13 protein-coding genes and 1 pseudogene are annotated in these 10,665 nt (G+C 64.2%); 3 read left to right on the top strand and 11 right to left on the bottom strand.

Translation table 11 applies throughout. From position 1 onward, the window contains the following. Positions 1-72 precede the first annotated feature (72 nt). Genes HUK65_RS17030 through trbB form a run of 3 tightly spaced genes read right to left on the bottom strand, consistent with a single transcriptional unit; the run spans position 73 to position 1,645 of the window. A complete protein-coding gene (locus tag HUK65_RS17030; RefSeq protein ID WP_179907472.1) occupies positions 73-354 on the bottom strand; it encodes a VirB3 family type IV secretion system protein in 282 nt (93 codons plus the stop codon). After that, on the bottom strand, positions 354-686 hold the full coding sequence (locus tag HUK65_RS17025; protein WP_179907471.1) for a TrbC/VirB2 family protein: 333 nt from the start codon (positions 684-686) through the stop codon (positions 354-356). Before HUK65_RS17025 ends, HUK65_RS17030 begins: the two co-directional genes overlap by 1 nt. Continuing rightward, positions 686-1,645: a P-type conjugative transfer ATPase TrbB gene (gene trbB / locus HUK65_RS17020; RefSeq protein ID WP_456095394.1), complete on the bottom strand. Its 960-nt coding sequence runs from the start codon at positions 1,643-1,645 to the stop codon at positions 686-688. Before trbB ends, HUK65_RS17025 begins: the two co-directional genes overlap by 1 nt. A 264-nt stretch (positions 1,646-1,909) precedes the next feature. Here trbB and HUK65_RS17015 point away from each other — a divergent pair, with 264 nt between their 5' ends. Then, a complete protein-coding gene (locus HUK65_RS17015) occupies positions 1,910-2,323 on the top strand; it encodes an MbcA/ParS/Xre antitoxin family protein (RefSeq protein WP_179907469.1) in 414 nt (137 codons plus the stop codon). Then, a complete protein-coding gene (locus tag HUK65_RS17010; protein ID WP_407692439.1) occupies positions 2,320-3,009 on the top strand; it encodes an RES family NAD+ phosphorylase in 690 nt (229 codons plus the stop codon). Before HUK65_RS17015 ends, HUK65_RS17010 begins: the two co-directional genes overlap by 4 nt. A gap of 33 nt (positions 3,010-3,042) precedes the next feature. Here HUK65_RS17010 and HUK65_RS17005 read toward each other — a convergent pair whose 3' ends face one another. Genes HUK65_RS17005 through HUK65_RS16995 form a run of 3 tightly spaced genes read right to left on the bottom strand, consistent with a single transcriptional unit; the run spans position 3,043 to position 7,487 of the window. Then, positions 3,043-3,810: a M48 family metallopeptidase gene (locus tag HUK65_RS17005; protein ID WP_235442234.1), complete on the bottom strand. Its 768-nt coding sequence runs from the start codon at positions 3,808-3,810 to the stop codon at positions 3,043-3,045. After that, positions 3,807-7,073 (bottom strand): type I restriction endonuclease subunit R, encoded by a 3,267-nt coding sequence (locus HUK65_RS17000; protein WP_179907468.1) that lies wholly within the window; start codon positions 7,071-7,073, stop codon positions 3,807-3,809. The genes HUK65_RS17005 and HUK65_RS17000 overlap by 4 nt, the downstream gene beginning before the upstream one ends. Positions 7,074-7,088: 15 nt before the next feature. Next, entirely contained in the window at positions 7,089-7,487 is a 399-nt protein-coding gene (locus HUK65_RS16995) for a restriction endonuclease subunit S domain-containing protein (protein WP_235442233.1), read from the bottom strand. A gap of 48 nt (positions 7,488-7,535) precedes the next feature. Between HUK65_RS16995 and HUK65_RS16990 the strand changes: the two are divergent. Continuing rightward, positions 7,536-7,691: pseudogene (locus tag HUK65_RS16990) on the top strand (IS256 family transposase); the annotation flags it as partial. A 135-nt stretch (positions 7,692-7,826) separates the two neighbouring features. Here the strand turns inward: HUK65_RS16990 and HUK65_RS19205 are convergent. The 5 genes from HUK65_RS19205 to HUK65_RS16970 form a co-directional block, all read right to left on the bottom strand. After that, positions 7,827-7,913 (bottom strand): transcriptional regulator domain-containing protein, encoded by an 87-nt coding sequence (locus HUK65_RS19205; protein ID WP_407692440.1) that lies wholly within the window; start codon positions 7,911-7,913, stop codon positions 7,827-7,829. A 102-nt stretch (positions 7,914-8,015) separates the two neighbouring features. Further along, a complete protein-coding gene (locus HUK65_RS16985) occupies positions 8,016-8,369 on the bottom strand; it encodes a DNA -binding domain-containing protein (RefSeq protein ID WP_456095393.1) in 354 nt (117 codons plus the stop codon). 3 nt (positions 8,370-8,372) lie between these two features. Next, a complete protein-coding gene (locus HUK65_RS16980; protein ID WP_179907467.1) occupies positions 8,373-8,627 on the bottom strand; it encodes a helix-turn-helix domain-containing protein in 255 nt (84 codons plus the stop codon). 256 nt (positions 8,628-8,883) lie between these two features. Further along, positions 8,884-9,309 carry a single-stranded DNA-binding protein gene (locus HUK65_RS16975; RefSeq protein WP_179907466.1) on the bottom strand — a complete coding sequence of 142 codons (426 nt, stop codon included), beginning with the start codon at positions 9,307-9,309 and terminating at the stop codon, positions 8,884-8,886. A gap of 621 nt (positions 9,310-9,930) precedes the next feature. Then, complete coding sequence (locus HUK65_RS16970; RefSeq protein WP_179907465.1) at positions 9,931-10,347, bottom strand: hypothetical protein; 417 nt, start codon at positions 10,345-10,347, stop codon at positions 9,931-9,933. Positions 10,348-10,665 lie beyond the last annotated feature (318 nt).

Here is a 10,665-nt window from a genome sequence, read left to right as displayed (position 1 = left end):
TCTCCGTTCTGTGTCGCAACTGAACAGAATCACAACCTGCTGAATTCACTCAACTCATTTCCGATTGGCCTCTCAGACGTCGAGATGGCCGGGCAGCCGCAGGTGCCGCCGCCCGACTTCGGCAAAGAGCGGGTCATGCCGCGCGGCCCAGACCGCCAGCAGATGGCCGATCAGCCAGATCGCGAGCCCTGCCGCCCAGAGCTGCAGGCCGAGCCCGATGGCGCCTGCAAGCGTGCCGTTCAGGATCGCGAAGGCGCGCGGGGCACCGGCCAGCAGGATCGGCTCGGTCAGCGCCCGGTGAACCAGGACGGTGAAGCCGGGGACGGCATCGGGCTGCTCGAAACCCCCGGCCATCAGATCACTGCCCCGCCACCGAAGCTGAAGAAGCTCAAGAAGAAAGAGCTTGCGGCAAAGGCGATGGAGATGCCGAAGACGATCTGGATCAGGCGCCGGAACCCGCCCGACGTGTCGCCGAAGGCCAGCGTCAGCCCGGTCACGATGATGATGATCACCGCGATGATCTTGGCGACCGGTCCCTCGATCGATTGCAGGATCGCCTCGAGCGGTGCCTCCCAGGGCATGGACGAGCCCGCCGCGCGCGCGGGACTGGCGAGCATCAGGCTGACGCAGGCGAAGGTGGCGACATGGGCGGCCTGCGCGCGCAGGCAGTGAAGGGTTGGGTGCATCAGGGCTCTCCTGCTGTGTTGGGGGGTGCGGGCACATCCGCGAGTGCGGGGACCGCCGGGATCAGGTGGTAATCGCCCGCGGACGTGAGTCCGGTGACGCGGGCAAGCTCAGACAGTCGTCGGGCGCTGCCGCGCCCCGAAAGCACGGCGATCAGATCGATGGTCTCGGCGATCAGGGCGCGCGGCACGGTGACCGCGGCCTCCTGGATCAGCTGCTCCATCCGGCGCAGGGCGCCCAGCGCCGAGCCTGCATGGATCGTCCCGATCCCGCCCGGATGACCAGTGCCCCAGGCTTTCAGCAGGTCCAAAGCCTCCGCCCCGCGCACCTCGCCGATGGGAATGCGGTCGGGGCGCAGGCGCAGCGAGGAGCGAACGAGATCCGAAAGCGTCGCCACCCCGTCCTTGGTGCGTAGCGCCACGAGGTTCGGGGCCGCGCATTGCAGCTCGCGCGTGTCCTCGATGATCACGACGCGGTCGGCGGTTTGCGCGACTTCGGCCAGCAGCGCATTGGTCAGCGTGGTCTTGCCGGTCGAGGTGCCGCCCGCGACGAGGATATTGGCGCGCGCAGCAACGCCCGCGCGCAGGACGCTGGCCTGCGCCTCGGTCATGATCCCGGCGGCGACGTAGTCGGACAGCCGGAACACCGCGACGGCGGGTTTGCGGATCGCGAAACAGGGCGTGGTGACGACCGGCGGAAGAAGCCCCTCAAAGCGCTCGCCCGTTCCGGGCAGTTCCGCCGAAACCCGCGGCCGCCCGGCATGGACCTCGGCGCCGACGTGATGGGCCACCAGCCGCACGATCCGCTCGCCATCGGCGGGCGAGAGCGTGGCGCCGCTGTCGGACAGCCCCTCGGACAGCCGGTCGACCCAGAGCCGCCCGTCGGGGTTGAGCATGACCTCAAGGGTCATGGGGTCTTCCAGAGCCCGCTCAATGATGGGACCGAGCGCGGTGCGCAGCATCCGCGCGCCTCGCTCCTGCGCCTGCGGTTCCCGGTCGACCTCTGCCATGCTGTCCCCGCTCCTGTTCTGGCCTGCCGAGGGGCGGCCCTGGATCGGGGTCCATCAAGAAAGCCGGATGCGCGCCGCGCTCAACAGGGGTTGAGTGGACGTAGGGTTCTGGCGTGCAAAGACAGGCGAAAGGGTGGGAGGCGGCTCGGCATACCGTGCGCCACGGTCATTGCCTTTTGGCAGATATTCTCTATATTGATGCCAAAGGAGACACCCATGCAATTTGCCACGGTCCAGCCGATCACCGCCCGCCCTGACCTGCCCGTCATCACCGACGAGGAGGCTGCAGCCCTGGCGCGCGCCACGGTCAACCTGTTCCGCGCCTGGGGTCTGACGGATGTGGAAGCCCGCACCCTGCTCGGCGACATGGCGCAGCGCACCTGGGCGCGCTGGAAGGTGGGCGATATCGGGCGCATCGACCGCGACCTGCGCGCGCGCATGGCGATCCTGATGGGGATCCACAAGGCGCTGCGCTATCTCTTCACCGACCCCGCCCGCGGCTATGCGTGGATCCGCAAGCCCAGCGCTGCTTTCGCCGGGCGCGGCGCGCTGGACGTCATGCTGCGCGGCGAAATCACCGACCTGATCGACCTGCGCGCCTATCTCGATGCCGAACGGGGTGCCTGGTGAATGTGCCCGTCCGACGCGTGGCATGGCCGCGCACCTCCCGCATCATCCGCTCGATCCATCCGCCCATCGACCTCTTCGAGGACATCGCCGACCCCGCCGACTGGGAGGCGCTCGCCTCGGCCGAGGCCAAGTTCAACCCGCGCATCCGGGACAGCATCGGTGATCTCTCCAAGGTGCCCGTCGCCCGCCGCGTGACCGGGCCCGGCGCCAGCTGGGTCATGGCCCCCTTCGTCCATTGCTCGCCCCTGCGACCGGGGCGGTTCTCGGATGGCAGCTTCGGCCTCTACTACGCAGGAGACCGCACCGAGGTCGCCATCGCCGAGACCATTCATCACCACGCCCGCTTCATGCGGGCTACGGATGAGGCCCCGGGCTGGACCTCGCAGTTCCGCGAGCTGATCGGGTCCGTCGATGCCGATCTGGACGACGCCACCGGTCGCGCCGACCTGCTGCACCCCGACGATTACCGCCCCTCGCAGGTCTTCGGCACCGAACGCCGCGCCGCCGGGTCGAACGGGGTCACCTGGCCCAGCGTGCGTTACCCGGGCGGGAACTGCATCGCGGTGTTCTGGCCCGACGTGATCCCGATCCCGACCCAAGGCGGGCATTTTGCGTATCACTGGGATGGGGAGCGTGTCGATTACGTCAAGCGTTTGGGTGATGGGGAGGTGTGGCAGGTGTCGTGACGCCGTCCCAATCTAGCGGAACCGAGAGAATGCTCAGATCCCCTCAACTTGAATCCCGTTCTCTGCCAGCCAAGTTTTCCGCGAGCGCCAATCTGGAAGGTGCTGCTCAACCTTGATCCAGAATTTCGGGGAATGGTCAGGGTGCAGCCCGTGGGCAAGCTCATGTACCACGACGTACTGTGCGATTCGCGGAGGCAAGAGAATGGCTTTCCAGTGGAAGGACACCCGGCCACCAGTTCCGAACGAGCCCCACCGATAGCCAAGATCCTGTACGTTGACCTCATTCACGATCACACCCATTCGGTTGGCGTGTTCCGCGACTTGCCTTTCGAACCACCCCTGCGCGCGATACGCATACCATCGCATGAATATCTCTCGCCCCCGTCGTACCGAGGCCTGGCGAAGACAGAATCGTCCGTTTCGAAGCGTAAGTGGACACGTAAGATCCACAAGTTGCTTTTCCACGAGACGAAGGCGGTAACTCTTGCCCAGATATAGAAAGCCCTCACCGTCAACGAAATCCTTGATCGGCGCTCTCTGCTGCAGCCTGGACTTCTCTTCAATTTTTGTGTGGATCCAGAGCAGCTTTTCCTCCACGAAGTCAATAAGCTGCCTGTCTTCGACTTGCGGCGGAGCGACAATTCGCAGCGCACCGGTACGCTCAACGGTAATCTGCAAAGTCCTGCGCCTTTCGCTTCTGAGAACCTCGAAGCATAGACCATCGACCTCCAGCATGTGATCGCTGGCGCGAGTCGGCTTGCCAACGGTCCTGATCGGAGTTAGAGGCAGCTTTGGCATCATGCTGTCCTGAGTTTGTCGTCGTTTGCCTTGGCCTGCTGCATCAACTGGTCGGCAAGGCTTTCCGCATCGGAGACATCGAAACCATCCAGCTTTCGATCAAGTATGATCTCGAAGATTTCAGAGCGAAGGTTCTCTTGATCTGCGAGCTTGAAGCTGCTCCAGATAGACCGGTTGGTGCACACCTCCTCAATGATGCGATCAACAACATTCAAGGTCATTTGGTGGATGGCGTGCAAATGGGTTGCGTCCGTCTCCGGCCCCGCAGAGCAAGCCTCGAGTACTGTCCGCAAGAAGGGCAGATAGACCTCTGGGATGTCAGGTGCCGTCCCATCACCGGATGCACTATCAGAACGAAGTTCATCAATAAGGGCTTGGAGTTGTGCGATGATCTGGTCCCACTGCTGGCCGAATCCCTCGAGGATCTGCTTCAGGCGCTCCGACATCTTCTTGAAACGAACCGGGTCCGCCTCAAGGTTCTTGCGGATGTGTGATCTGATCGCGTGTTCCATCTCGGAAGCCTTGGCGCGGCTTCCGGCCGTCTGCGCGACATGGTTGTCGAAATTCGCATCGGTAAGTTGAACCGGCGGAATCTTCGGGTCGATGCCAAGGGAGACCACATGGTCATCAATCAGCTTGCGGACCTTTGCCCCGACATCGGACCCGAGCGACATGACGTCGCGGTATCTGTTGCGCGCTCGAGCATGGATATAGGCCAGCCGCTTCGCGTCCTTGACGAAAGGAAGCCCTTCGGGACGTGGCAGGATGATTTCGAGCGAGGTCAGGAAGTCCTTAAGCTTGACTGTGAACTCCGCCCGGGCCTTCTCGGTCGCAAGGACATTCAGGCAACCCTCATCATCAGAAATGTCTTCAAGGCCGGCCCTGCGGAAAATGTCGATGACCCGGATGTGGCGATCCCGCAGCACCGGGATTTGGTCATTGAGCCCGACCAGAGCGCCCTCGATATCCTCGTCCGCATAGGCGGCCAAGGCGGCCTTCAGGTGATGTGCCACGCCGAAATAGTCCACGACGATCCCGCAGGACTTGCCGAAACCTGTCCGGTTGACCCGGGCGATGGCCTGCAAGAGTTCGGCTTCGCGGATCGACCGGTCCAGATACATCACCCCCTCGATAGGGGCGTCGAACCCGGTCAGCAGCATGGATTTGACGATCAGGAACGCCAGCGGATCGGTCTTGGCCGGGTCCTTGTGAAACAGGGGTTTCTTGAACCGCTTGATCCGGGCTTCCTGGGCATGGCCTTCGGTCCATTGCCGCCATTTCGGGTCATCGTTGTTGCCACCCGACATCACCGGCGCAAACTCGATCCGCGCCAGCGTGTCGCGATACCGCCAGGCCTGGACGAGGGCCTGCGTCACCGGCGGCTTGGTGCATAGGACTTCATCGTCCATCGCCTTGTCATAGTCCGACAGCGCGGCCGCCTGTGCCAGCAACTCATCCCGCGCCTCCAGAAACGCGGCATGGTAGCGGATCACGGCGAGGCGGCTGTAGGCCACGACCTGCGCCTTGTAGCCGTTGGGCAGCAGGTTCGTCACATAATGCCGCAGCATGTCGCGGGCCTTTTCCGCGATCAGCGCAGGCGCCTCGAGAATGTTGCCCTTCGTCGCGTATTTCTTGCGAATCGCCTCCAGTTCTTCCTCGGTCCGGTCGCGGAACATGTCCTCGAACAACCCGTCCAGCGTGGCGCCGTCCTTCACTGCGCCCTCGGCCGTTCGCCCCTCATAAAGGACCGGCACCGTCGCCCCATCCGCCTCGGCCTCCTTGATCGTGTAACGGTCGATGAAATCGCCGAAGATCTGCGCCGTCCGCTTCTTTTCACCCATGATGATCGGCGTGCCGGTAAACCCGATCCGGGCGCAGTTCGGCAGGGCGGCCATCAGGTTGGCGTGCAGGTCACCGGTCTGGGTCCGGTGCGCCTCGTCCACCACGACAAGGATCGTCTCGTCCTCGTTCAACACCTCGAAAGCCGGGCCCTTGGTCACATCGGGCACATCCTCTTCGGTGCGGTATTTCTGGATTGTGGCGAACACCAGCCCCGGCCCCTTGCGCCGCGCCAGCCGCTTAAGCGCCCCGGCATTCGTCGCCAGTTCCACCACATCGCCCGAAAGGGTCGCCGTCTCCGACAACTGGCGTTGCAGGTCACGGCGGTCGGTGACCATGATCAGCTTGAACTTCCGCAAGGCCGGATCGGTCCGCATCTTGCGGATCATGAACACCATGGTCAGGCTTTTGCCCGACCCTTGCGTGTGCCAGACGATGCCGCCGCGCCGATCATATTCGCCATCTTGCACCCGGGTCTTGCCGGTGCGCAGCCGTTCCAGCGCGCGGTTCACGGCGCGGTATTGCTGATAGCGGCAGACGGTTTTGATGGTCTGGCCGCCCACATTCATGAACAACAGGTAGTGCCGCAGAATGTCCAGCAGATGCGCGGGCCGCAGAATCCCGGCGATCAGGCGTTCCTGTTCCGAGAGACCCTTCTTGCCCAGCGCTGCCGCCACCGCATCCTCGGACCCGGTGCCGTCCGGGCCGACCACGGTTTTCCAGCTTCCGTAATGTTCCAGCCCCGCGCCGATGCAGCCCACGCGGGCCTGATCGAAGCTTGTGGCGATCAGCAACTGGACAGAGGCGAAGAGCGCGGGCGCGCCCTCGTTCTCCTCCACCTCAAGTGCTGCCTTGCGGGCATTGTGATAGCGGCGCAGCTGGTTCACCGCCTCGGCCAGCGGTTCGGGGATGGCGGGGCTTTTCGCCTCGACCACCACCACCGGGATGCCGTTCACCAGCAGGACAAGGTCGGGGATGATGAAGCCCTTGCCCACGTCATGGCCGGGCGGGCAATCGATGCGGAACTGGTTGGCGATGGTGAAACTGTTGGCCCCCACATCGTCCCAGTCGATATAGCGGATGGTCTGGCCGCGCCCGCCGTCCCAGCCCGGCAGGCCTTCGACCGTCAGGCCGCGCAGCAACAGTTCCGTCACCGCCTGGTTCGCCTCCATCAGCCCGCGCTGACCGTGGCGAGTCAGGGCGCTGACGGCTTCGGACAAGCGGGCATCGTCCAGCCAGGGCTGGCCATCAGGGCCGGGGTTGATGGCGCGCAGGCGCTCGCGCAGGCAGGCCTCGGCGATGGTGTCGCGGAAGGTTGCGCGCCCGGTCAGGCTGGGGTCGTCCTTCGACCCCTCCTGCACCTGCCAGCCCATGGCGCGGCACTGGTTCAGGAAGGGCAGTTCCACATCGTCATACTCGTGACCCATGACCGGACCCTTCGGTTACAACAACGGCGTGACAGGAACCCGCCCGGTGAGCAGGTCGTCCATCAGGCCGGATTTCTGGAGGCGCAGTTTGTCGAGCAGAGCCAATTCATCTCTCAAGCGACTGGCAAGCTCCATCAGGATTGCTTCGATACTGGCTTGCTCCGCCAGCGGCGGCACGGGCAGCAAGGTCGAGCGGATCGTTTCGCTTCGGATTGCGGACATGGTGCCGCCCTGCTGATCCTTCGAGAAGTGCCGCAATACCCAATCGCAGTAGTTGACCTGCAACATTGCCAGGTACGGCGAGTATTTCGCCTCATCAAGACTGATGATCCATGTGTGCTTCGAGGACAGCGCGTCCCCAATATCATCGGGGACAAGACAGCATCGCCCGACTGTACCCATGATGGTGATCATCAGATCGTTGGGGCGAACGGCGTATCTCCGCAGTTGCTGGAACTTGCTAGGATCAAGACCCAGGCTGCGCTGCCCTGCGCCGAAACCGTGCCGATGCTCCTCTGGGCTCTGCTCGCCTCCGGCCAGATCACCATGCGCAAGGTCGATGGATGGCAAACCCTCGACAAGCCGATCGAGCCCATGACCCTTGACCTCGCCGCTTGATCACGCGCAAATCAATCCGCTCGGAGGACGTCTTCGGAGAATTTCCACCACTTTCGAAACACAACCGCGCGGGGAGTCGGACCCGTCTCGCATCAGGGCCACATAGTCCTGCGCATAGGTCTTGTTGCGGCGCAGCTATTCCCAGGCGAGGTCAGACGCGGTCAATTCCGGGACGTAGTCGTACCCAGCCGAGGAACGCCAGCCGGTGGGATCCGACGGCATTGCAAACGGCCTTCACTTCGACATTCCTGAGCGGCTGAGTTTACACGCCCTGATTGAGCCGTGGGAGTCCGGCACAAGCTGTTCGGCGGAAACCGGCCCGCGTTACAGCTTCCCCTCGTCCTGGGCCTGTCGAAGGAGCTCGCGGTAGCCGTGTTCGGTCATCCAGCGGGCGCGCGCAAGGTGACTATCATGGGTGCGCTTGCAGCGCTCGGGATCGATCGCCGGATCGAGGTTGAACAGTACCTCGACCACTTCTCGCCAGTCGGCGCCAACATCGTTCGCATCGAAGATCCGCATATAGAGGACCATATGCGTGCGGTCGTATTCGGTGATCGTCGGACTCTCGGGTGGCGCCTCGCGCCAGGTCGTGTCGGCTTTGGCCATGGTTTGCGAGGGTCGGTTGCGGCCCCCCTCCCTGTTGATCTTGTCGCGCCAGTACGGCCGGATGATCGTCACGCTTTACTTCGAGGTTTTTTCTTTTTCTTCAATCTCTCTGAGCAGAACGCCAACGCCTTTCGAGCCCCAGATGAACTCGATCCCCGCTGCGCGAAGCGCCCGATGCACCCGATCCTGCGTGTTCTCATGCGTCCCCGAGTCTTTGCGAGACTCGAGGCGCTTGAGCGCAGTCAATGCGACACAGGCCTTGTCTGCGAGCGTCTGTTGCGTCCAACCCAGAAGCGCGCGTGCGGCCCGGATTTGCGGGGCGGTGATCATGCATGATCACCTCCCATCCGGCCAGTCACTCACGCCAGAACTACGACTATTTTAGTCGCTTTCTTCGTGGCTTGCCAGCGATCTTCCGGTGCCGGGCGGCATTTTGCCGGATCGGCGGTATTCCGGCAGTGTCGCTGATTCGCGGGTCTGTTGGAACCGGGTATCGGCGAAATCGTGCCGCTGCGGGCGCGAGTCGGGTCGGCCTTCAAGGGCGTGAACCCGGCGGTCTGCACCGCCGGGCCCCTCGGGCTGGCCCTCAGAAAGGGATGTCATCGTCGTCGATGAATTTGCCGTCTTCGGCCTCGGTTGCCTTGGCCCGGCTGAGGAAGTCGACCGTCTCGGCGATGATCTCGCAGCCGTAGCGGTCGATCCCGGCGGCGTCGGTCCACTTGGTGTAGTGGATGCGGCCGCGCACCAGAAGCTTCATGCCCTTCTCGCAGTATTTCTGCACGGTCTTGCCCAGGCCGTTGAAGCAGGTGATGCGGTGCCATTCGGTGTCCTGGACGCGGTAGCCGTTCTCGTCGCGGACGACCCGGCCCTCGGCATAGCGGGGGCGCGAGGTGGCGAGGGTGAAGCTGGTGATCGAGGTACCGCCCTGGGTGGTGCGGGTCTCGGGTGCCTGGCCGATGTTGCCGGCGAGGATGACGATGTGTCTCGCATGATCTTGTCTCCGTTGCTTCATCCGGAGGGACCGTCCCTCCGATGAGGCCCGTGAGAGCCTGCCGGGCGGGGCCTGCACGGACGCCCTTCGCGTCCGCTCGACCCCCAAGGCGGGACGTGGTGCGGGCAGGCGCGGCACGCGCCAACTCGGGTCCCGCCGCGCGGGGTTGCCGGCCCCGGACGGACAGGCTCAGGGGATCAGCCGGAAGGAGGGACAGGTCCTGGCGGGGAAGCCGGGACGGAGACGGGATGCAGAGCCATCATGCGCGGGGCAACAGGACAGGCGCCGCCGACCCTCACCATCGGAGCATCTTGGGCTATGCGCACCCTGCCACCACGCCGCGCCAACACCGCGGGGTCATGTCCGAAATACGCAAGAACGCTGCGGCCTGAACCGATGAGCCCCGTCCTGCGTCGGCCTTGGCCACGTGCAGATGCCGGAAAGGGGAGAAGGGCCAGCGCGGTTGCAGCCCCGGATGCCGGCACCGCCGCGGTGATACGCACCGCGACCTGCGAGATCACCCACCGGCTGCCCATGAGCCGGGCAAGGCTGAAGGGGACAAGATGGTCAGCGACTACGCCCCATCGCGACGGGGCCATCCCGGGCCCGGCGCTGCAAACCGCTGGCCTCACGCCCAGTCGATCATCGCTCCGCGAAGTCCAGCGCCATCGCCATGATGTTGACCATGGCCGCGATGGCGACAACGGCCCCGCAAGCGCCCGACAGGAGGGTCAGCCCCAGCCCCGGATCGATGGCATGCCGGGCCACGCCATGGGCGAGCGCATAGCCCGCCACCGCCGCCGGGGCTGCAAAGAGGGCAAGTGCAGCGAGCTGCAGGATCGGGTGCCGGGCGAACCAGAGGCTCAGCAGCACGACCGCCATGACGGCGAAGGCGGCGGCAAGGGCCGCGCCCGCGGACAGGGCAAAGCCCGCATCAGCGGACTGGACATGCTGAAAGGCGCCGATGGCGGCCATGACAGGTAGCGCGAAGACCGCGAGGCGAAAGGCCAGCCAGGCCAGCGCGATGGATACGGAAATGGCGAGCAGGATGAGCGACATGGCAGCCTCCGGGTGCAGTATGTGATGTGGATCACGTCAGGCTGCCCGAGAGATACGCCCCGCCTGCGACTGTGCTGCTGCGCCGTTGCTTCAGTTGGGATGATGCCGCGAAATGGCGCTGTCGCCAAGCGCGGGCTGAAGGTGCCGCCGACCTTCGAGCGGGATCTGGCCGATGTCGGCAATGCGGACGGAGCGGACATAGATTATTCGTGACGCCAAACAGATAATCTCTTTTGCTCGATTAGGCTCAGGACCTATTGATTTCAGCCTTGCGGCGTGATTCACGCTCCGCAAGGAGACCAATCAATGAGCAATCTT

This window comes from Rhabdonatronobacter sediminivivens (assembly GCF_013415485.1).
In the GTDB taxonomy this organism is placed as follows: domain Bacteria; phylum Pseudomonadota; class Alphaproteobacteria; order Rhodobacterales; family Rhodobacteraceae; genus Rhabdonatronobacter; species Rhabdonatronobacter sediminivivens.
This window is presented reverse-complemented; position numbering and strand designations above follow the sequence as displayed.